Here is a 20,122-nt window from a genome sequence, read left to right as displayed (position 1 = left end):
TCAGCCGTTGTCACGCACCCAGGCGTCGATCAGGCCGCCGAAGTGGCCCTCGAACTTCTCGTGCTCGTGGACCGGGTAGGTGGCCCGGACGGTCTCGCGGAGCAGGGAGCGGAACTCCTCCGAGCTCACCCAGTCGTAGACGATCTCGTTGACGTGCGACAGGTGGGTGTCACAGAAGTCGCGGTAGCGGTCGGTCTCGAAGTACTCGTCGGCCAGGCGGCGGTACTCGACCAGCTTCTCGGCGTACGACAGGGAGTTGTCGTCGGCGACGGCGAAGTACATCGACGTGTCGGTGTCGAGGCGGGGCTTGCGGTCGGTGACCACGCAGAAGACCGTCCAGCGCAGCAGCGCGGCCATCGCCCATGGGAAGTAGTAGTGCAGCGAGGTGATCGCGACGTCGGGGCAGGCGTTCGCGTAGTCGATGGGGTGGACGTCGCTGCCGCGCACCAGGCTCTCGCACGAGTTGAACTCCCAGCGGAAGAACGCGTTGACCAGGCGGGAGATGGTGACCACCTCATGGCCGACGTCGGCCGACAGGAAGCCGTGGTCGACCTCGTACCGGGAGTGCATGGGCTGCTCGGGCCGGAACTTCATCACCATCGTCTCGGGGCCGATGGTCAGCGAGCGCGCGAACACGTCGTAGCCCTCGACCGCGGCCTGCAGGTGCATGAGCCGCTCGCCGGAGGCGTCGTAGGCGGCGTGCAGCTCCTGCTGGTTGCGGATCCGCGACACGCCGACCCAGGCGCCGCCGTCGTAGGGCTTCATGTACATCGGATAGCCGACCTGCGCGGCGGTCTTGTCGAGGTCGAAGGCCTGGTTGTACCGGGCCGCGGTGTAGGCGTACCGGGAATTGTCGAGAGGGTTCTTGTACGGCACGAGCACCGTCTCGGGCACTTTGAGGCCGAGCCGTATCATCGCGCAGTACGCGGCGTGCTTCTCCATCGACTGGAACGTGAACGGGCTGTTCAGCAGGTACACGTCGTCCATCAGCGCGATCTTCTTGAGCCACTCGCGCGGGTGGTAGTACCAGTAGGCGAGGCGGTCGATGACCAGGTCGTGCTTCGGCTGGTAGCGCAGGTTGAACGGCTCGATGGTGACGCGCACCGAGCTGGTGCGGTGGGTGCGGCCGCCGGGGCCGGTGACCACGCCCAGGCGGCGCAGCAACGCCTCGTACGCCCGCGGCCAGTCGTCCTCGGTGCCCAGCAACAGTCCGATGGTGTGCTCGACGTCGGCCACGTCGTCCTCCCGGGGGATTGAAGAGCTACGGCCACACCCGCTGCAGCAGCGTGGTCAGATGCGGATCGAGGGCGTCCCGCCAGCCGATCCAGTTGTGCGCGTCGCGGTTCTCCGCGAACGTGACCTCGTATCCCTGCTTGCGCAGGGCGCCGGCCATGCTGCGGTTGTTGGCCAGGTTCTCCTCGACGGCGCCGCAGGTCAGCGTGGCCGGCACGCCGGGACCGCCGGTCGCGCGCAGCACCCTGCCCACGAACCGCACGATCCGCTGGTACCGCACGAAGCCGGACTCCTGCGAGTCGAACCGGTGCTGGAAGAAGCTGCCGGACTGCAGGAACAGGCCGGCGAACAGCTCCGGCGCGTGTCGCTGGGCATGCAGCATGGCAAGGGCGCCGAGGCTGGCGCCGGCGCCGACCATCGGCGCCGGGGCGCCCAGCTCGGCGGCGAGCGCGGGCAGGGTCTCGGTGGTCAGTTTCTTCGCGTACGGCATGGAGGCCGAGTACGTCTCGAAGCGGTCGGGCGCGGGCAGCAGCACGAGGTGGAACGGCCGCACGCGTCCGGCTGCCACGGACGCCGCCGCGTACTGGCCGATCTCGGCGTACTTGTCGTAGTCGGGGCCGTCGTGGACGAGGAGCACCCGGTCGGCGGGGTGGGCCGGCGACCAGACCCGCGCCTCGGCCGCGCGGGCGTCTCGCCAATCTCCGGCCGCCGGGGGCAGGCTCAGCCAGTCGGGCTCACGGTAGCCGGGACACCAGAGCACCGACGACTCGCCGTAGCCGCCGGGGGCGCGCCGCGGGTTGGCCTGGTCGCAGATCGTCTCGCGGCGCCCGTCGCGGTGAGTCAGCTCGAGCTTGTACTCGATGCGGGCCGCTTCGGGCCGGGGCACCCGCAGCTCCCAGCGCTTCTGCCCGGCGGCGTACGTGAATTCGGGGTAGCCCAGGAAACCGCACACCAGCCGTACACCCGACAGCTCTTGATCTTGATCGGGCAGGCGGAAACAGACGGCGGCGGCGTCACACCACGCCCCGGCCACCCGTTCCATGACCGCACAGTAGCCGTCGCCGGACGATCTCGCGCGGGAAGCCCGAGGAAGGCTCAGGGGGTGAACGTCTGCCGGGGAGACGAGGAGGGCGGGAGGCCGAACATCTCGGCGAGGCCGGTCACGCGCAACTGGTGGTGGACGAACTCGCTGGGGTTGCGCAGCACGAACCTCGTGCCCGTCTTGCGGGCCACGTTGTAGCCGCTGACCAGCATGCCGACACCCATCGAGTCCATGAAGACCACGAAGGTCAGGTCGACGATCAGCACCACCGGGCGTTCCCGCGCAAGCGTGCCCAGCAGGGTCTCGCGCACGGAGTCCACCGTGGCGGCGTCGAGGCTGCCGCGGACCTCGATGACGATGGCCCCGTCGGCGTGCCGACGTGTCGTCACCGCAGCCTCGCCCATCGCCCCACGGTACAACGACGATCCGGCGCCTCGCAGGCCGCCACGCGTTTCGGTACCAATGAGGATTGTCCGGGGCGGTGGAGACCAAGCCGCTTGCATGCGGCGGGTGCGACTCAAGGTAGGCCCCGGACAACCCTCACTCTCGACTTGCGGACAGTAACGACCTGGGCACAAGGTGAAATCGGTGGCCGCCGATTTTGAGGGTGGGTGGGCTTGTGTCAACCAACAGACCTGGAATCTTCGCGGTACGCGACGTGCGATCGCTGATCACCGAGACCTCCGAGGAGGGGCACGGTCTCAAGAAGGCCGTCGGCGCAACTCAGCTGACCGCGATGGGCGTGGGCGCCATCATCGGCACCGGCATCTTCGTGGTGATCGGCAAGGGCGCCGGCATAGCCGGGCCCGCCGTCATCCTCTCCTTCGTCCTCGCGGCGGTGGCCTGCTCGTTCTCGGCGCTGTCCTACGCGGAGCTGGCCTCGTCCATTCCGGTCTCCGGCAGCGCGTACACGTACACGTACGCGACTCTCGGCGAGCTGGTCGCCTGGATCATCGGATGGGACCTGATCCTCGAGTACGGCGTGTCGGTCGCCGGCATCGCCGTCGGCTGGGGCGGCAACCTCAACGCGTTCCTCGACGCCGCGTTCGGCTGGACGCTGCCCGACGCGATCTCGAAATCGCCCTCCGAGGGCGGCGTGTTCAACCTGCCCGCCGTCTTCGTGGTCCTCGCCATCACGTTCCTGCTGGTCCGTGGCGTGACCGAGAGCGCGCGGGTCAACCTCGTCATGGTTGTCATCAAGCTGGCCGTGCTGCTGTTCTTCATCGTCGTGGCGTTCGCGAACTTCGGCACCGGCCACTTCACCCCGTTCGCCCCGGACGGCGTGGACGGGGTGACCGCGGCCGCGGCGATCATCTTCTTCGCCTACATCGGCTTCGACGCGGTCTCCACCGGCAGCGAGGAGGCCCGCAAGCCGGAACGGGACCTGCCCTGGGCGATCATCGGCTCGCTGCTGATCTGCACGGTCTTCTACGTGCTCACCACGGTCGGCGCGCTCGGCATCGCCTCGCCCGATCAGATGAAGGACAGCGACGCCCCGCTGGCCGCCGCTCTCGACGAGGGCGCCGGCATCACGTGGGCGGCCGGGATCCTCGCGCTCGGCGCGGTCATCGCGATCACCAGCGTGGTGCTGGTCATCTTCTACGGCCAGACCCGCATCTTCTTCGCCATGTGCCGCGACGGCCTGATGCCGCAGCGGCTCGCCGCCGTCAACCAGCGGTACGGCACCCCGGTGCTGCTGACCGTCGGTCTGGGCGTGCTGATCTCCATCCTGGCCGCGCTGGTCCCGCTCGGCACCATCGTGGAGCTGGTCAACATCGGCACGCTGTTCGCGTTCGTCCTGGTCAACATCGGCGTCATCATCCTGCGCCGCACCCGCCCCGAGATGCCGCGGCCGTACCGTGTGCCGTGGTCGCCGGTGCTGCCGCTGCTCGGCGTGGCGTTCGCCGTCTATCTGATGAGCGATCTGCCGTGGGAGACGTGGCTGCGGTTCGTGGTGTGGCTCGTGATCGGCATCCTGATCTACGCCCTCTACGGCTACCGGAACTCCCGGCTGCGCTCCGAGCCGGAGAGCACGCCGGGCTGGGCGCGCGACGCGTCCGCCGAGGACTCTTCGCCCGGCACTCCGTCGCCCGGCACTCCGTCGCCCGGCACTCCGTCGCCCGGCGCTCCTTCGCCTGGCACCCGGGAACCCGGGCCTGGTGATCAGTCGTGACCGGCCCGGTGATTGCCGGCGCGCCCGGCGCCGGGGCCCTGACCCTGGGCCGATGGGCCGCCTCCGTGCAGGACGTGCCGCTGATCGTCGCGGTGGTTCATCCCGCGCCCGCCGCCCTCGGCTCGGGCCGCGTCGACGCCGAGTGGGTCGCCGACCGTCATAGCGCCGCCGAGAGCATCCTCGACGACGCCCGCAAGGTCTTGTCCGGCTCGCCGGCCGAGTATCGCAGCGTCGCCTCGTCGTCGGCCGCCCACGGCCTGCACGATCTGGCCGAGGAGGTGGGCGCATCGCTGATCGTGGTGGGTTCGGGCAAAGATGCGCCCCGCGAGCGCCTGTATCCGGGCAGCACTGCCGAACGCCTGCTCTCCGGCAGCATCTGCCCGATCGCAGTGGCGCCCGCCGAGCTGTCCCCGGCGCCCGGCTCGCTGGGCGTGATCGGAGTGGCGTACGTGGACACCCCCGACGGCCGCGCGGCTCTCGCCGAGGCCGCCCGGCTCGCCGCCCGGACGGGCGCCCGGCTGCGCCTGTACACCGTGGTGGCCACCGGCGACGCGGCGAAGCCGTTCCTCATCGGGCAGGACGCCGAGCGGGCGTTCCTGGAGACCGCCCGCGAGACCTACGAACGGTCCCTGGAGTCGGCGGCCGCCTCGGTCCCGGCGTGCGACGCCGACTGGCGCATCGTCCCCGGCGACGTGGTCGACACCCTCGCCGACCTGGACGAGGTGGACGTGTTGTTCTGCGGGTCCCGGGGCTACGGGCCGGCCCGGCGGGTGCTGCTCGGCGGCGTGTCGGCCCGGCTGATCCGGCGCGCCCGCCGCCCGGTGGTGGTCGTCCCCCGCAGCGGCTGACCGTTCGCCGGCGCCACGGAAAGCCGGCGCCACGGAAAGCCGGCGCCCCGGAAAGCCGGCGCCCCGGAAAGGCGGCGCCCCGGAAAGGCGCCACAGAAAGCCGGCGGCCGATCGCCGGGATCAGGGCGCCCGGTGGCGGCCCGCCTGGGAGGTCGGCTCGTCGGCCCAGTCCGTCACCACGATCGGAGCGAGGTCGCGCATCGGCACGTACACCCGCGCGTCGACCGCCTCGCCCAGCAGCAGCGCCGCCACCAGGGCGGTCGGCCTCTCGGACGGCTCCTTCGACAGGCAGCGCGAGCACAGGTCGACCACCTCGGGCGGGAGGCCGTCGATCTCGGGCAGCGGCTCGGGGTTCAGCTTGCACGTCGCCTCGACCAGCTCGGTCGGCGAGGTCGCCAACCAGGGCAGGCGGCCCGAAAGGCATTGGTAGAGCAGCGTGCCCAGGGCGAACATGTCGGTCGCCGACGTGGCGGGATGGCCGGCGAAGCGCTCCGGCGCCACATAGGCCGGCGTGCCCATCACCGGGCCGTCCGGGTCGGGGTCGGCCGAGCCGACCGCGGCCGCGATACCGAAGTCGAGAACCTTCGCGCCCGATGGGGTGAGCATGATGTTGCTGGGCTTGATGTCGCGGTGGACGACGTGCTCGGCGTGTGCGGCGGCCAGACCCGCCGAGACCTCGGCGCAGATCCGGACCGAGATGCGCCAGTCGAGCGGCCCGGCCGACAGGTGGGCGCCGAGGGTACGGCCCTCGACCAGCTCCATCACGATGTACGGCTGGTCGGCGGAGGTTCCGAAGTCGTGGACGCCCGCGACGTTGGGATGGGCCAGGCGTGCGGCGGAGCGGGCTTCCGCCCGTACGATATCGATGGGAATCTCTTGACCCGGCGCCATCACCTTGACCGCGACCGGGCGGTCCAGGACCTCGTCGTGGCCGTGCCATACCTCGGACATGCCGCCGCGGCCGATGCGCCGGACCAGGTGGTATCGGTTGCCCAAGGTCCGCGTCGCCATGAGCGGGCCGGTACCCGCCGCCAACAGGGCACAAACGCTGTACACCAATACTGTATGGCGATACAGTCCGCGGAGTGACCAGATACGGCCCCATGTTCGGCCCGGACTACACCTTCCTCGGCGTGCCCGCCTGCGACTGGCAGGAGCCCGCGACCTTTGCGGATGCGGATGTGGTGATCGTCGGGGCGCCGTTCGACGGCGGCACCTCGCACCGGCCGGGCGCCCGGTTCGGGCCACAAATGATCCGCGGCACGGACTACCTGCCGCACGACGGATCGCGCCCGCACATGGCGATGCGCGTCGACGCCCTGACCGGCGATCTCACCGTGAAGGACGCCGGTGACCTCGAGGTCTACTCCGGCGAGATCCAGCGGTCCTGCCAGACTATCGAGGACGCCGTCGCCTTTATCGCGAAAAATGGGGCCATTCCGCTGATCCTCGGCGGCGACCACACGGTCACCTGGCCCGACGTCACGGGCGTGTCGAAGAAGTACGGCCCCGGGAAGATCTCGGTGATCCACTTCGACGCCCACGCCGACACCGGCGACATCGAGTTCGGCAGCCTCTACGGCCACGGCCAGCCCATGCGCCGCCTGATCGAGTCGGGCGCCGTCCGCGGCGACCGCTTCCTCCAGCTCGGACTGCGCGGCTACTGGCCCGGCCCCGATGTCCTCGACTGGATGGCCGACCAGGGCATGAACTCGTTCCACATGAGCGAGATCGTCGAACACGGCCTCGACACGATTCTCGACCGCGCCTTCGAGATCGCCATGGACGGCTGCGACGGCGTCTTCCTGAGCGTCGACATCGACGTCTGCGATCCCGGCCACGCCCCCGGCACCGGCACCCCCGAGCCCGGCGGCCTCTCCGCCCGCCAGCTGCTCGACGCCGTCTCCCGCATCTGCCACGAGCTCCCGGTCGTCGGCATGGACATCGTCGAGGTGTCCCCGCCGTTCGACCACGCCGAGATCACCGCGATGCTCGGCAACCGCGTCGTCCTCGAGGCCCTCTCCGGCATGGCGCGCCGCCGCAAGGACGGCGAGGGCCCGCGCTGGAAGCGGTCGACCCCGCTGCTGGAAGGCCGCGGCACCCGGCCCGCCGACCAGGCGTAGGCCCGGCCCGCCGACCAGGCGTAGGCCCGCCCGCGGCGGTCAGGGCGCTGCCGCCGGGCGCAGTCCCACCAGCCGTCCGAGCGCATCGGCGAGCAGGTCGCCGGCCATCGCCCCGGTGACCTGCGGGTCGCCCAGAGCCACCGGCAACGCCAGCCCGTCGACCAGCGCCAGCGCCTGCCGCGCCACGTCCATCGGAGCCGCATCGGTCTGGAACACTCCCTGCGCCACCCCCGCCGCAATGATCTCCGCGATCAGCACGTGCCACCGCGTGTAGTCGCCGAGCACCTCGGCCCGCACGTCCGGGTCGCGCAGCGCCCACCGCCACGACTCCACCCAGAGCCGCCACCCCGCGTCACTGCCCACCGCCCCCGTCAGATGCGAGGCGATCACGACAAGCCGCTCCCACGGACCCGTCACCCCACCGAGCCGAGCCTCCACCGCGTCGAAGTCGCTCTGCGCCGCGAACCGGAACACCGCGATGAGCATGTCCTCCCGGCTGCCGAAGTAGTACTGCAGCGTCGACACGCCGACCCCGGTGGCGGCCGTGACGTCGGTGAACCTGGTCGCGTCGGCGCCGCGTTCCGCGACCACCGAGCAGGCGGCGGCAAGCACGTCGTCTCGCTTGCGCGCAGCCCGGCGCCCGCCGTTACGGGTCACGTCACTCACGGCGCATGTCTATCACCATTTGGTACGGGCTCAGCACCAGCACCCGGCGCTGCGGACCGGCTCACCGACCCATCCGGCCATACCCTGCCGCCGGGCCGGCGGCCGGGAAAGTTCGGCGGGACCCGGGCGTGGTCTTGACGGCGCCGGGATCCTGGGGGCATGACGCCGTGGACGGAGCGCCTTGCCGAGCTGATCGCGCTACCCTCCACGGCCGACCGGCCGGACGAGCTCGGGCGGGCGCTCGAATTCGTGGTCGGCGAGGCGGGGCCCGGGTTCGCGGTGCGCCGCTTCGCATCGAACGGGAAGCCCAGCGCGCTCCTTCACCCGCCCGGCGCGGACGGGGAACTGCGGGTCATCCTCAACGCACACCTAGATGTGGTGCCGGCCCCGGACGAACAGTTCGTGCCGCGGCGCGACGGGGATCGGCTCTACGGGCGCGGTGCACACGACATGAAGGCCGCCGCGCTGGTGATGACGAGCGTGTTCCGCGAGGTCGCGGGCGAACTCCCGTACGCGATGGGATTGCAGCTCGTCACCGATGAGGAGGTCGGCGGCGCCGACGGAACCGGGCACCAGCTCGCGGCGGGCGTGCGGGCCGGCTTTGTCGTGATCGGCGAGCAGAGCGGCCTCAAGGTGGTGAACGAGTCGAAGGGGATCTGCCACGCCCGGCTGGAGACTTCGGGGCTCGGGGCGCACGCCGCCTACCCCTGGCTCGGGGAGAACGCGCTGCTCTCGCTGACCGCGGGGATCGGGCGCCTGCTGGAGCGGTATCCGGTGCCGGCCGCGGAGGCGTGGACCACCACCGTCAACGTGGCGCGGATCGCGACGCCGAACCAGGCCTACAACCAGGTGCCGGCGGCGGCTTCGGCGTGGCTGGACATCCGCTACCCGCCCACCGACCCCGACTTCGAGGGGCGCACCCGCGAGGAGGTCGCCAGGCACCTGCGCAAGGTCAGCGGCCTCGCGGCGACCGTGGACGCGCTCGGTCCACCACACTTCGCCGACCCGGCGGGACCGGGCGTCGTGGCGCTGCGGGCGGCCTCGCGGTCGGTCGGCTACTCGGGCGACCTGCTGCGCAAGCACGGCGCGGCCGATGGGCGGTACTACCACGCGCTCGGCATCGACGCGGTGATCTTCGGACCCGGCGGAGACGGACAGCACGGGCCGGCCGAGTACGTCGACCTGACGACGCTGCAGCCCTATCACGATGCGCTTGTCGGGTTTCTGCGCGCGTTTGGCGGCTCTTCTCGATCGAGGGTGTAATTGCGGCCTGAAGCCTCCGGTCTCGAGCGGCGATCTGGCGATGTAGTTCGTGAGGTTGCGGAACCCGAGTGCGGAACCGCGCAGGTGCTCGAGCCGGCCGTTGATCGCCTTGGTGGGGCCGTTGCCGGTGCCGGGACGGTCGAAGTAGGCCAGCACGTCGGCTGCGCGTCGCAGCGGTCTTCTTCGCGTACCCACTCAGATCGGTCAACGGCGCACCCGATAGCGCAGGTGAACCACCCGGTTGCCCTGAACAACTACGTCTGGGCCTTCCAGCAGGTGCTGCGCGTCGACGGAGCCGAAGTAACGCTTACCGGACCCGAGCACGACGGGTGCGACGTCCATGCGTACCTCGTCGACCCAACCTGCGGCGAGCGCCTGGCCGCCGACGTCGCCGGCAGCGAACTCGACAGTGCGGTCACCCGCAAGCTCCCGCGCCTTGGCCACGGCCGCCTCGATGCCGTCGACAAAGTGGAACGGCGCCTGGAGGTCCCAGCCCTCGGGCGCACCACGGTGACTCACCACGACCACATGGTCGATCCCACTCGGAGGCGTCCCATCCCAGCCGTCGGTGATGTCGAAGGCATGACGGCCGGCAATGGTAACCCCGACCTCGTCCCAGTACGGCCGGACGTAGTCGAACGAAGCCTGCGACACCTTCAGAACGCCACTGTCGTCCAACGGCACGTCACCGCTGACCAGCCACTCGAAGATCGGACCGGGATCGTCGTTCTCAGCCGCGATGTAACCATCCACCGAAACCGACGCGTTCATGACCACTTTCCCCATGGATTCCTCCTCTGTTGGAGTCCCAAGTCTTGTGCGGCGTGAGCTGTCGCTCTTGTACGAAATCAATCGGCCGGGAGCGGCCAGCCGTCCAGGACGTGGTCGGGATGATCGCGCAGGAATCGCCGCCGGACTTCGGCGTACCGGGTCGGCGTGAGCCCGGTGAACTCCCGGAACTCGCGCACGAAGTGGGCCTGGTCGGAGTAGCCCGCGCCAGCGGCAACGTCTCCCCAGTCGATCGGTGCAGCGACGTCGAGCGCCAACACGGCGGAGCTGAAGCGGTAGCTGCGAGCCAGCCGTTTTGGCGTGACACCGACTACGGCCTTGAACCGCTTCGCCAAGTACGTGCTGCTGGCGCGGGCCGCCACACCGATGTCGCTGATCGGCACTGTCCCGCCTGTCGCCGCGACGGCGCTGCTCATTTGGCGGACCAGGTCAAGACCGTCGATCACCCGCAGCCGTCGCACCAGTTCCTCCTCGAGCAACATCAGCATTTCGTGCGGTGCGTTCGCCAAGGTCAGTCGGTGTCGCAATGCAGCGATAGCGGGCTGGCCCCAGATCCGCTCCACCGTCGCAGGTCGGTCGCACAACTCGGCCGCGGGCATCGGAAGGAACGGTGCCAGGCCCCACGGCCTGAAGTGGACGCCCACGGACCGGGTCGGGGTTGGGTAACTGAACTCCCACGCACGCGTGGGCGTGGTGACGGCGCAGCCGTCGGCGTACTCCACGGCGTCTACGTCGGTGCCTGCGCGGATGAGAAACGGCGCCCCGAGGTTGACGATGAGCAATGGCGCGGGCGCCGCCGGCAGCATCAACCGGGAGTACGGCGGGGCGCCCTCCAGGTAGTAGAGGTCGTTGATCAGCCCGTCCAGCGGCGGACCGGGCACCCTGGATACATACTCCACGCCGACATCATTGCCGACGCCCCATCCGGCATCACGCGCCGCCGCCAGCATCGAGCCGGCGCCGATCCCTGACGGGCGCCCCGGCGCATTTCGGTCCCCAACTACACCCCACGTTGTGAAGGGCCCGTTTGTCGAGGAATGTCGCCCCAGCCCGCCCGGTGCCATTCTTTGATGGCGACGGCGGCGGGATTGGCATGATCCAACAAGACTTTGGACTTACCGCCGGATTCGTTGAGGTGGGACAATATTGGGGTGCGACAGATGGAATTCTTCACCAAGGCCCAAGTGGCGGAAATGCGTGATCGCACTCGGTCACGCCGCTATTCTCCGGCGAGTGAAGCGTTTCGCCGAGAGCACGCCCGGCATCGCGCTTGGGGTCTCGTCGAGCGGCACGCCCGCAAGATGCGCCGCCTGCACGGCGGAGACGACGGTACTGCGTTGACGGCAGCCGAGCGGAGGCTCTGGTCGGGCCACGCGGGCACTCCACCGCCGCCGCCAGGCCGCGCGGGCACTCCGCCCCCGTCGCCGGGCCGCGCGGACGCACCACCGCCGTCGCCAGCGGCGCCGGCCACCCGCACCAGCCAGCACCTTGGTTCGGCAGCCGGGCAGGCAACGCGCCCAGCCATCGGGCAGCCAGCCCGCCCAACGCGCACGCAGGCGACGCAACCTGTGGCCCCCGAGCGCGGCGCCGGCCCGGCCGAGCTCCAGCTAACACCAGCGGCGAACGAGCATGCGGCGCAACCTGTGTCCGCCGGGCGGGCCGGGCGGGTCGCGGCCGGGCGGGTCGCGGCCGGGCGGGTCGCGGCCGGGCGGGTCGCGGCCGGGCGGGTCGCGGCCGGGCGGGTCGCGGCCGGGCGGGTCGAGCCCCTACCGGCAATCGACGGTGCGGCACAGACATCGCGGCCCGACGCCCGACCAACACCGCCCAGGTCGACAACCAAGCGGCCGCACACCGCTCGGCACACGAGAGGTGCCGCATTCAATCGTCAGTCGCGCCATTCGGTCGATGGCGTTTCCGTGCTGCTTTCCGCGGACAGCACGATTCTGGGAATTCTGTGCCGGCCGACGGCTGATGCCGATCGAATCAGAGTTTGCCGACGGGGTGGGATCGGGCTCGACCGCAATTATTCGAGCCGTCGGAAGCGTTTGCAGGAATTTGATTTCGAAGCTGCTGGGCCGGCCCACGGACCTCCCCCACCCTTGTGGGCGGGGCCAGTTAAGCAGGTGGGTGTGACAAGTTTTCGGCGTCGTCCACAGGTGGCTTGCTGCTGGCGGGGTGGCTAGTCGTTGGCGAGCAGGAGCCAGCGGACCCGGCGGATCAGCTCGGCGGGGCTGAAAGGTTTGATCAGGTAGTCGTCGGCGCCTACGGTCAGGCCCAGGTCGATGTCTACCTGGCGGTCGCGGCCGCTGAACATCAGGACCGGGATCTGGGCGGTTGTTGCCGATGAGTGGAGCTCGTAGCAGACGCTCAGGCCGTCCATGCCGGGCATGGTGATGTCCAGGATCACCATGTCGGGCTGCTCGCGGTGCACCATGTCGAGTGCGGTGCTGCCGTCCTCCGCGGTGATCGCCTGGTAGCCGGCCGAGACCAGTTTGAAGGCGACCAGGTCGCGTACGGTCTCGTCGTCGTCGGCTACCAGGATGGTCGGCTCGGTCACGTCGGTCGCCCAGTCGGCGACGGGGGCGACCAGCGACAGCGACGGCACGGTGAGACCGGGGACGGTGGACGTGGCGGCTACAACCACTGCGTTCTCCTGACCGAGGTGGGCTGCTGTTCCGGGGAGCGGCAGGTAGATCGGCGGGGGTCGGCCGACCGGCAGGAGAATCTTGGTTGCGCGACGGGTGCGACCCGCAGGAGGCAGAGCCGTACAAAGAGAATGGCGGACCTCGTCCTTGTGGGACGAGCCCCGCCACCGACAGTGCGGCCGTTTACCGCGCACACTTGCGTCAATCAAGGACGCTAAGCCACCCGCATCGGGGCGATCCGCGCACCCCTGCCGATGGTGATGGCGCTCTCACCAGGCCGGACACACCGCTACCTACTGGTAACAAGCGGTCATGCGGGCTCGGTCCGCAGGTCGTGGGCGCCGTCGGCCCGGGTTGCCTCGTAGTAGATCCGCTCGCCGCCGCCGGGCAGCGTCACCAGGCTCAGGTAGCGCAGCCCGTACGGCGGGTGCGGGCTGCCGACCGGGCCTTCGACCGCGGTGAGCTCGCCGAACGAGCCGTCCGCGAGGCGCTTGCCGCGGGCGATCCCGGTGCGCTCCTCCCAGTTCTCCCCGGCGGTGGCCCGGCCGTCGTACGCGACGGTGATCTCGTCGCCTTCGACGCGCACCGAGGAGACCCGCACCCCGCGGGCGTCCCACTCCCCCAGCCGCGGGGCGAGGGCGGTGCCGCGCCAGGTCCAGTGCACGCCGTCGGGACTGGCCGCGTACTCGGTGGTCATCCGGTCGGCGTCGTCCCAGCTCTCCAGGGGGTGCACGGACGCCCACAGGTGCCAGCCGAACTCGTCGTGGTGCAGCACCGGGTCCTTCACGCCGGCGGTCTCGTCGCCGGGCAGCACCGTGCGCGCGGGGGCGGTGGCCAGGCCTTCGGGGGTGTCGGCCTCGATCAGGTCGACCCGCCAGTGCTTGGTGCCAGGCGTGGCGGCGCTGACGTAGAGCCGCCATTTCCCGTCGCCCGTACGCGTCAACGCCGGTCGCTCGAGCGACTCGGCGCCGAACCGGTCCTTGCCCACCTCGGCCACCGTCTGGAATTTCAGCCCGTCGCGGGAGCGGGCCACCACGTTCGCGATGCCGCGCCCCTCGCCGATCGGCAGCCGCAGCCGGTACGCGAGGTAGACCCACCCGTCGGCGACGATCGTGCTGGGCGCGCCGGCCCAGGCGCCCGGCTCGTCACCGGGCGGCTCGACCACGACGACGGACTCCTCCCAGCGCGGCAGCGGCAGCGTGCTGATTCCAGTGGTCAAGTCGGCTCCTCAGGCGGATCGAAAACGAACATATCTGGACATAACTGACATTATCCAGTCTTGGCGTGACGGTCCACGGCCAACCAATCCTCATAGCGCTCTCCGGTGACCTCCTGCAAGAGCGAGATGTCGTCGGCGAACAGCGGCAGCAGCTCGGCACGCTCGGCGGGCGTGGTCACCGGCCTCGTGCCGCGCTTGCGGCGCAGGACGGTCAGCAGCGGGCCGCGAGCCGCGAGCCGGAGCGGCACCGGGAAGCGGTGGCCGAAGGATCCGCCGGCACGCAGCAGCCATCGCAGCACACCGTTGACCGTGTTGTCCTCGACGACATGCCGGTTGACGTTCTCCTTGGGGATCGCGGCGAGCGCGCCGGTCTGCACCCCGAGGAACACGCAGACCCGGTCGAGGGTGGCGGCGGGCGCGTCCTTGAGCTCGCGGTAGCGCAGCAGCAGCACCTGCTCGCGCGGGAAATGCCGGTAGAGGTGCTCGATCTGCTTCCCGTAGAGGCCGAGGCCGGTGTAGTGCCAGAACTGGGCCCAGCCGGCGGCGACCCGGGCCGGCTCGGCGCGGCAGGCCGCGAGGAAGTCGGCCTCCGGCTCGAGCCCGGCGTTCCACAGGTGCGTCCAGTTGGAGTGCGCGCGGTCGACCGGGTCGCGCAGCAGCAGGATCAGCCGCGCCTGGGGTACGAGCGCCTTGATCCGCGCGTGCGAGCCGAGGTCGTGCAGGTAGAACGGGGTTGCCTCGCCGAGCAGAGCGCCGTCGGGCGCCGCCGCGAACAGCGCTTCGTACTCCTCGCGCCGCCAGACGTGCTCCTGGTAGGTCTGCACGTCGCCCGGGCCGCCGTGGCGCGGCGGCGGGCCGTCGGAGAGGAAGAACTTGGGCTCCTTGACCGGGGACAGGTACAGCCCCGGGTGCGGCGCGAGCGCCGCGTGCAGCGCCGTCGTCCCGGCCTTGGGCACGCCCGCGATGAGGAAGTCAGGAAGTGGCATGCGAGGGGTCCCTCCTGTCGTGCGCAGGCGGGTGCCACGGCGCGCCCGCACGCTCGAAGTGGAGTTAGCCTACAGGCTTAATAGGCTTTCGCGACCCGCCACCACCTGCTGAGACACCGGCGCTCAGCGACTCGGGACCAGGCGGCGCCACCAGCTGGCACGGCGGAAGCGAGGGCACTGGTCGGGCCCGCACAGCGCGCACTCGGTGCCGCGGCGGTGATGCTCGTGCGCTTGATGCGGGTGGCCACAGACACAGAGGGCGTTTTCGGGTTTCATCGCTTCACCAACGGTGATGGGGCCCGAAAGCTACGGGCCCCGGCTGACGGGGTCCTCACAGTAACTGACCAGCGTGACGGGCTCCGGCGCCAGCGCGCACCCGTCGCATCACGTACCGTGATGTCGACGTTCGGTGACCTTGGCCACTCGTACCTTTTCGGACATATTTTTTATGTCATAGAAAATCGTAGTTTGTCAGCCAAGGCGACCATCGCCCACTTCGCCCCGCCAACGCCCGGCCAACCGCGGATCGTCGGTAACTCCAGGTAACCAATGAGGCAGGCGTGATCACGGCCTAGTCGAAGTTCATGCAGCTGAAAGACCGACCTCGAGTTCAGTCGCCAACCACCGCCAGTTGACGCTCCGTAATGTCGACCGTAAGTTGGTCCCAGAGCGAGCGACTTGCGGATCTCCCCCGAATCCGCTGGTAAAAGTCGATTCGCGAGCCCGGGAAGGGGCCGACGATGAAGCTTTCGAACGGCGCAGTCAACACGTACGGTAATGGCCTTCAGTCACCGACCGTAAGCGTGGTCATCCCGGCGCTCAACGAGGAGCGCAACCTTCCGCACGTCTTCGCCGCCCTGCCCGCCGGCATCCACGAGGTGGTGCTGGTCGACGGCGGCTCGGTCGACCGCACCGTCGCCGTCGCCCGCGAGCTGCGCCCCGACGTGGTCGTCGTGCGCCAGACCCGCAAGGGCAAGGGCAACGCCCTGGCCTGCGGCTTCGCGGCCAGCACCGGCGACATCATCGTGATGATCGACGCGGACGGCTCGACCGACCCGGCCGAGATCCCGCTCTTCGTCCAGCAGCTGATCGACGGCGCCGACTTCGTCAAGGGCTCGCGCTTCTCGCACGGCGGTCGCAGCGACGACATCACCCCGCTGCGCAAGCTCGGCAACGACGGGCTCAACCTGGTGGTGAACGTGCTGTTCGGCACCCGCTTCACCGACCTCTGCTACGGCTACAACGCCTTCTGGCGCAGCGTCGTGCCGACCCTCGGCCTGCCCGACACCCGCCTGCCGCAGCCGGCCGGCGGCGGCAAGCTCTGGGGCGACGGCTTCGAGATCGAGACGATGATCAACATCCGCGCCGCGGCCGACGGCCTCAAGGTGGGCGAGGTCGGCAGCGTCGAGCACGCCCGCATCCACGGCGAGAGCAACCTCAACACCTTCCGCGACGGCTTCCGGGTGCTGCGCACGATCCTCAGCGAGTACGGCCGGGCGCGCTCCCGCCGCAACCGCCGTGCCGCCGTCGACCACCAGCGCGTCACCGCCGAGTCGCGCGGCCTCATGGTCAACCGCCCGGCGGTCGGCGCCATGTCGCTCGACCTGAACACGAACGCCCGGCGCCGCACGGTCACCGACCGCAAGCCGCTGGCCATGCCGGTACTCGAGGACTGAGGGCAGACGTGGAGCACACCGAAGTCACGGTCGTCATCCCGGCCGGTCCGCCGAGCCGCTGGCCCGAGCTGGTGCGGGCGGTCGCGTCCGCCCGCTCGCAGACCCACCGGCCCACCGAGGTGGTGGTCGTCGTCGACCACGACACCGCGTACTTCCGCCGGGTCCGCCGCGACCTCGCCGGGGCCACCGTCCTCGAGAACGGGTACGCGCCGGGCCTCGCCGGCAGCCGCGACACCGGCGCGTTCCACGTCCGGACCGAGCTGATCGCGTTCCTCGGCGGCGACGTGGTCGCCGACCCCGACTGGCTGGCCCGGCTCACCCGCGCGTTCGCCGACCCGGTCGTGGTCGGGGCGGGCGGCGGCCTGCGCCCGCACTGGCGGGACGGACGGCCGCGCTGGCTCGCCGACGAGCTGATGTGGACGGTCGCCCCGCGCACCGGCCCGGCCGGCATGGTCGTGCGCCGCTCGCTGTTCCGCGAGGTCGGCGGCTTCGGGCGGCGCGAGGCGGAGCTGCCGGCGCGCATGCGGGCGTTGAGCGGCGGCCGCTGGCGGCACGTGCCCGACGCCGTGCTCCGCCACGACGTGCCCGGCGGCTCGGCATCGTTCCGCGCGTTCCTGCGGCGTTGCTTCCGCGGTGGCCGGGCCGCGATCCGGCCGATGCCGGCGACCGTGGCCCGCAACGTCGGGGCCGCCGTACGCGGCCGCAGCGTCGACCACGCCCTGCGGGCCGGCGGCGCTCTCGCCGCGATGGCGGCCGCGGGCGCCGGCGCGATGGTGCGCCGGTGAAGGCCGATCGCCTGCTCGCCGCTCCCGAGGTCGCCCCGAACGGCGGCGAGCTCCCGGCGGTCGTGCTCGACCTCGACCTGGCCGACCCGCTGCCGTCGGTCGCGGCCGTGCACACCGACGGCCGGCGGGTGCTGCGGGCATGGACCCTGGTCCGCCTGTTCAACGAGCCGCTCGGCACGATGCTGGTCGACGTGCCGGGCCGGGGGCTGCGCCCCGCCGAACTGGGTGCCGCCATCCAGGAGGCGCTCGGCGACCGGCTCGGCGGTCTGCCGGTGCCGCTCGACGGGTACACGCCGGCGACCGAGCCCGCGTTCCTGGCCCGCCGCCGTGCGGTGCTCGCGACCGCCCCGCACATCACCGCGGTGGTCTGCACCCGGGAGCGGCCCGGCGCCCTCGCCCGGTGCCTGGACAGCCTGCTCGCCCAGCGGTACCCGGCGTTCCGGGTGCTGGTCGTCGACAACGCGCCGATCACCGGCGCCTGCGCCGAGGTGGCGCGGGCCGCCGCGCGCCGCGGGCCGGTCGAGTATCTGGTGGAGAACCGGGCCGGGATCGCGTTCGCCCGCAACGCGGCCGTGCGCGCCGCGCCGGGGCAGATCCTGGCCTGGATCGACGACGAGGCGGTCGCCGATCCGCATTGGCTCGCCGAGATCGCCCGGGCGCTCGACGAGCACCCGCAGGCCGATGTCGTCGCCGGGGCGGTCATGCCGGCCGAGTTGGAGTCGCGAGCTCAGCTGTGGTTCGAGCAGCAGGCGCCGGCGAACGAGCCGGTGCGTTTCCCCTATGCGGGGAGGGCCGGACTGGCGTTCCGGCCGGGAGTGATCGAGCGGGCCGGCCTGTTCGACACGGCGCTGACGGCGGCGGAGGACCTTCTCGCGGTCAACCGGGTGCTGGCGGGCGGCGGGAAGGTCGTCACCCAGCCCAGCGTGGTGACCTGGCGTTATCACCCGAGCGACCGGGACGACGTGCGACGGCGGATCGCGGCGCGACAGCGGGGGCTCGCGGCCGCGTACACGAGGATGGTCTTCGAAAAGCCGGCCTTGGCCTGGAAGCTCGTGCGGGCCGGGCGGTGGGGTTTGCTGGCCGGGCCGCGCGCCTACCTTCGCGGCCGGCGGGCGGCCCGGGCGCAGGATCAGGTGACCTGGAAGTAGGCTCCGTCGACATGATCGGGCTCGGCTGTGCCGCCTTCTCCCTCGACCTGGCCGACCAGCCGGACCGGGCGCGGGAGACGATCCGCGCCGCCCTCGACGCGGGCGTCGGCCTCCTCGACACCGCGCTCGTCTACACCCCGGCCGGCGTGGCGAACCACAACGAGCGGCTGCTGCGCGAGTTCGCCGGCCCCGCCGTGACGATCAGCACCAAGGGCGGCCACTACCGCGACGGCGACACCTTCCCGATCGACGGCCGCCCGGCGACCCTGCGCGCGCACTGCGAGGCGAGCCTGCGCAGCCTCGGCGTCGACCGGATCGACCTCTACCACCTGCACTGGCCCGACCCGCACGTGCCGATCGAGGAGAGCGTCGGCGCCCTTGCCGAACTGCGCGAGGCCGGCAAGATCGACCGGATCGGCGTCTCCAACGTCGACCTTGCCCAGCTCCAGCGGGCCCGGAGCGTCGCTCCGATCGCCGCCGTGCAGAACCGCCTCTCCGTCTTCGACCAGACGTCGCTGCCGCTGGCCCGGCACTGCGCCGAGACGGGGACGACCTTCCTCGCGTACTCCCCTCTTCGCGGCAGCGGGGTCGATCTTCAACCCATCGCCGACGCCCACGGCGCGACCCCGCAGCAGATCGCGCTCGCCTGGCTGTTGAGCCTCGCCGTCATCCCGCTGGTCGGCGCCACCCGGCCTTCCTCGGTGCGCGGCGCGGTCGCCGCCACCTCGATCTCCCTGGCGAGGGACCAGGTCGACGCGCTGACCCGATAGCCTCGGACGGTGTTCTCGCCCCAAGGCCCGTCCCTGCGCGAGCTGACCGTCCAGGCGTTGTCCTCGGTCGAGCGCGGCTACGACCTCCTGGCCCCGAAGTTCGACCACACTCCGTTCCGTACGCCGTCGGTGATCCTCGACGCGACCGCCTCCGCGCTGCCCGGGCCTTTCGACCGAGGGCTGGACGTGTGCTGCGGCACCGGCGCGGGCCTCGCGGTTCTCAGCCGCGTGTGCACCTCGGTGACGGGCGTCGACTTCAGCGCCGGCATGCTCGCCCAGGCGCGCGAGGCCCATCCGGAGGCCGCCCTGGTCCGCGCCGACGTCCGCGCCCTGCCTTTCGCCGGCGACTTCGACCTGGCGGTGACGTTCGGGGCGCTCGGCCACTTCCTGCCCGCCGAGCGGCCCGCGGTGTTCGAAGGCGTCTATCGCGCGCTGCGGCCCGGCGGCCTTTTCGCCTTTCCGATCGGCGCGCCACCGCCGCTCACCTCATTCGCGCATTGGGCGACGCTCGGGTTCGACGTGGTCATGCGGGTTCGCAACGCGGTGTGGCGGCCACCGTTCGTCATGTATTACCGCACCAGCCCGCTGCCGGCTCTCAGCGTCGACCTGATGGCGGCCGGATTCAGCGTGAGCACCGCCGGCCTCGATCTGCCGGGGCGGTGGCAGCTGGTCCTCGCCCGCAAGCCATAGGGCATGGTTCATTCGCCCAGGATGATGACGCACCGCATCGACGGGAACACATTGAGAGACCGTCCG

Annotated in this window: 19 protein-coding genes and 1 pseudogene; 9 read left to right on the top strand and 11 right to left on the bottom strand. The window is 70.9% G+C overall.

The features are described 5' to 3' along the window. The 3 genes from ACIA5D_RS15645 to ACIA5D_RS15635 are packed head-to-tail and all read right to left on the bottom strand — an operon-like array spanning position 1 to position 2,679. Complete coding sequence (locus tag ACIA5D_RS15645; protein WP_396030594.1) at positions 1 to 1,236, bottom strand: RimK family alpha-L-glutamate ligase; 1,236 nt, start codon at positions 1,234 to 1,236, stop codon at positions 1 to 3. Between the two features lie 25 nt (positions 1,237 to 1,261). Next, the gene (locus tag ACIA5D_RS15640; RefSeq protein ID WP_396030593.1) at positions 1,262 to 2,275 is read right to left on the bottom strand and encodes an alpha/beta hydrolase; all 1,014 of its coding nucleotides are present in this window, start codon (positions 2,273 to 2,275) and stop codon (positions 1,262 to 1,264) included. A 53-nt stretch (positions 2,276 to 2,328) separates the two neighbouring features. Further along, positions 2,329 to 2,679 (bottom strand): STAS domain-containing protein, encoded by a 351-nt coding sequence (locus ACIA5D_RS15635; protein WP_396030592.1) that lies wholly within the window; start codon positions 2,677 to 2,679, stop codon positions 2,329 to 2,331. A 215-nt stretch (positions 2,680 to 2,894) separates the two neighbouring features. Here ACIA5D_RS15635 and ACIA5D_RS15630 point away from each other — a divergent pair, with 215 nt between their 5' ends. Together ACIA5D_RS15630 and ACIA5D_RS15625 are read left to right on the top strand one after the other, a co-directional pair. After that, positions 2,895 to 4,448: an amino acid permease gene (locus ACIA5D_RS15630; RefSeq protein ID WP_396030591.1), complete on the top strand. Its 1,554-nt coding sequence runs from the start codon at positions 2,895 to 2,897 to the stop codon at positions 4,446 to 4,448. Continuing rightward, positions 4,445 to 5,296 (top strand): universal stress protein, encoded by an 852-nt coding sequence (locus ACIA5D_RS15625; RefSeq protein ID WP_396030590.1) that lies wholly within the window; start codon positions 4,445 to 4,447, stop codon positions 5,294 to 5,296. Before ACIA5D_RS15630 ends, ACIA5D_RS15625 begins: the two co-directional genes overlap by 4 nt. Positions 5,297 to 5,416: 120 nt before the next feature. On the opposite strand, the gene ACIA5D_RS15620 is transcribed toward ACIA5D_RS15625, so the two are convergent. Next, positions 5,417 to 6,307: a serine/threonine-protein kinase gene (locus tag ACIA5D_RS15620; RefSeq protein ID WP_396030589.1), complete on the bottom strand. Its 891-nt coding sequence runs from the start codon at positions 6,305 to 6,307 to the stop codon at positions 5,417 to 5,419. Between the two features lie 74 nt (positions 6,308 to 6,381). Here ACIA5D_RS15620 and speB point away from each other — a divergent pair, with 74 nt between their 5' ends. After that, positions 6,382 to 7,419 (top strand): agmatinase, encoded by a 1,038-nt coding sequence (gene speB, locus ACIA5D_RS15615; protein WP_396030588.1) that lies wholly within the window; start codon positions 6,382 to 6,384, stop codon positions 7,417 to 7,419. Positions 7,420 to 7,458: 39 nt separating this feature from the next. Here the strand turns inward: speB and ACIA5D_RS15610 are convergent, their stop codons facing one another. Continuing rightward, entirely contained in the window at positions 7,459 to 8,085 is a 627-nt protein-coding gene (locus tag ACIA5D_RS15610) for a TetR/AcrR family transcriptional regulator (RefSeq protein WP_396030587.1), read from the bottom strand. 159 nt (positions 8,086 to 8,244) lie between these two features. Here ACIA5D_RS15610 and ACIA5D_RS15605 point away from each other — a divergent pair, with 159 nt between their 5' ends. Beyond that, complete coding sequence (locus ACIA5D_RS15605) at positions 8,245 to 9,348, top strand: M20 family metallopeptidase (protein WP_396030586.1); 1,104 nt, start codon at positions 8,245 to 8,247, stop codon at positions 9,346 to 9,348. On the opposite strand, the pseudogene ACIA5D_RS15600 reads toward ACIA5D_RS15605, so the two are convergent. The 6 genes and pseudogenes from ACIA5D_RS15600 to ACIA5D_RS15575 form a co-directional block, all read right to left on the bottom strand. After that, a pseudogene (locus tag ACIA5D_RS15600) lies at positions 9,337 to 9,519 on the bottom strand (transposase); the annotation flags it as partial. The gene ACIA5D_RS15605 and the pseudogene ACIA5D_RS15600 sit on opposite strands and share 12 nt — an antisense overlap. A 33-nt stretch (positions 9,520 to 9,552) precedes the next feature. Beyond that, positions 9,553 to 10,134 (bottom strand): dihydrofolate reductase family protein, encoded by a 582-nt coding sequence (locus ACIA5D_RS15595; protein ID WP_396030585.1) that lies wholly within the window; start codon positions 10,132 to 10,134, stop codon positions 9,553 to 9,555. Between the two features lie 62 nt (positions 10,135 to 10,196). After that, entirely contained in the window at positions 10,197 to 11,087 is an 891-nt protein-coding gene (locus tag ACIA5D_RS15590; RefSeq protein ID WP_396030584.1) for a helix-turn-helix domain-containing protein, read from the bottom strand. Positions 11,088 to 12,316: 1,229 nt separating this feature from the next. Continuing rightward, on the bottom strand, positions 12,317 to 12,781 hold the full coding sequence (locus ACIA5D_RS15585; RefSeq protein ID WP_396030583.1) for a response regulator transcription factor: 465 nt from the start codon (positions 12,779 to 12,781) through the stop codon (positions 12,317 to 12,319). 311 nt (positions 12,782 to 13,092) lie between these two features. Continuing rightward, positions 13,093 to 14,001, bottom strand: a complete 909-nt coding sequence (locus ACIA5D_RS15580; RefSeq protein ID WP_396030582.1) for a hypothetical protein — start codon at positions 13,999 to 14,001, stop codon at positions 13,093 to 13,095. Positions 14,002 to 14,051: 50 nt separating this feature from the next. Beyond that, positions 14,052 to 14,987, bottom strand: coding sequence for a sulfotransferase family protein (locus ACIA5D_RS15575; RefSeq protein WP_396030581.1), 936 nt, complete (start codon positions 14,985 to 14,987; stop codon positions 14,052 to 14,054). A 740-nt stretch (positions 14,988 to 15,727) separates the two neighbouring features. Between ACIA5D_RS15575 and ACIA5D_RS15570 the strand changes: the two genes are divergently transcribed. The 5 genes from ACIA5D_RS15570 to ACIA5D_RS15550 are packed head-to-tail and all read left to right on the top strand — an operon-like array spanning position 15,728 to position 20,056. Next, the gene (locus tag ACIA5D_RS15570) at positions 15,728 to 16,663 is read left to right on the top strand and encodes a glycosyltransferase family 2 protein (protein WP_396030580.1); all 936 of its coding nucleotides are present in this window, start codon (positions 15,728 to 15,730) and stop codon (positions 16,661 to 16,663) included. Positions 16,664 to 16,671: 8 nt separating this feature from the next. Beyond that, positions 16,672 to 17,448, top strand: a complete 777-nt coding sequence (locus tag ACIA5D_RS15565) for a glycosyltransferase (protein ID WP_396030579.1) — start codon at positions 16,672 to 16,674, stop codon at positions 17,446 to 17,448. After that, the gene (locus tag ACIA5D_RS15560) at positions 17,445 to 18,596 is read left to right on the top strand and encodes a glycosyltransferase family 2 protein (RefSeq protein ID WP_396030578.1); all 1,152 of its coding nucleotides are present in this window, start codon (positions 17,445 to 17,447) and stop codon (positions 18,594 to 18,596) included. Before ACIA5D_RS15565 ends, ACIA5D_RS15560 begins: the two co-directional genes overlap by 4 nt. Before the next feature lie 11 nt (positions 18,597 to 18,607). After that, entirely contained in the window at positions 18,608 to 19,366 is a 759-nt protein-coding gene (locus tag ACIA5D_RS15555; protein WP_396030577.1) for an aldo/keto reductase, read from the top strand. Between the two features lie 9 nt (positions 19,367 to 19,375). Further along, positions 19,376 to 20,056 (top strand): class I SAM-dependent DNA methyltransferase, encoded by a 681-nt coding sequence (locus tag ACIA5D_RS15550; protein ID WP_396030576.1) that lies wholly within the window; start codon positions 19,376 to 19,378, stop codon positions 20,054 to 20,056. Positions 20,057 to 20,122 lie beyond the last annotated feature (66 nt).

The sequence above is a fragment of the Actinoplanes sp. NPDC051513 genome, assembly GCF_044454685.1.
In the GTDB taxonomy this organism is placed as follows: Bacteria; Actinomycetota; Actinomycetes; order Mycobacteriales; family Micromonosporaceae; genus Actinoplanes.
Note: the sequence above shows the minus strand (reverse complement) of the source record. Positions and strands in the feature narration are given on the sequence as shown.